Consider the following 911-nt stretch of genomic DNA (forward strand, 5'->3'; position numbering starts at 1 on the left):
GTAGGAAAAGGGCTGCGTTCTGGCATTACTCAACAGCCACTCGCGCTGAAGAGGCGAATCCTGATAAGCAATGCCAACAGCCAGTACCTTCAGACCGCTCAATCAGCGCCCTCGTGAATAAGGCGGGTTCAGGCTGTTTCCGCTCCTGGGAAGGTGCCGAGATCTTCTGCCGGATGCGCAGCTTCCTCTCGACGGCGGTCAAGCAGGGCCTGGCAGCGCACACCGCACTGGAACAGTTGTTTGCCGGTGAAGTGCCCGAATTCATGCGTCGGGACGGCCTGGATCAGGCAGCGTGACCTGAATAGTTACAATTCCGCAATGTTTATCATAAAAAAAGGCCTAGCTTCAAAAAAACGTGTCACGATGCTTGTGATAAAACGGTATTAAGCGTCAATGCTTTGGCGCAGCTGTGTAAAACTGGTCTAAGGATCAGTGCGGGTTTTTTTGGAAGCCGTATTATGAAGGAAGCTGTTTTTTTGTGACGATATAATGCTTGGTAGAATAGGTGTTGCTGCTTGAGTCATGATGTTGGGCTTGTTTGCCAATACCCTCTATTTGAAGTGGATGCCGTCTAGCCTTCAGGAACTTTCGATGACCACAGCCTATTGAACGTCATAAAATGCCTTAGGATCATATGAGGGTTGGAATGCCTTGTTGCAGGAAGTGGCTGAAGTCGTCCGGGTAGGCGTTGGATCTTGGCATGAAATCAACACTGGCTATGAGGACAAGCTCTCGAGTAATGGGTGATCGAAGAGCAACTGGATTATGCCCCTTGCCATGTTTGATCCCGCCTCATTCACGAGGGTGCTGATTGAGCGGTCTGAAGGTACTGACTGGTGGCATCGCTTATCAGGATCGGCTTCTTCAGCGCGAATAGCTGTTGAGTAATGCCAAAACGCTGAAATTTCCCC

The 911-nt window shown here is 50.2% G+C and carries 1 pseudogene; it reads left to right on the forward strand.

Going from position 1 to position 911, the window contains the following annotated elements:
• Positions 1-128: 128 nt before the first annotated feature.
• Positions 129-296: pseudogene (locus R3F72_RS18565) on the forward strand (IS66 family transposase); the annotation flags it as partial.
• Positions 297-911 lie beyond the last annotated feature (615 nt).

The organism is Salinicola sp. 4072 (genome assembly GCF_036663415.1).
Classification (GTDB): Bacteria; Pseudomonadota; Gammaproteobacteria; order Pseudomonadales; family Halomonadaceae; genus Salinicola; species Salinicola salarius_A.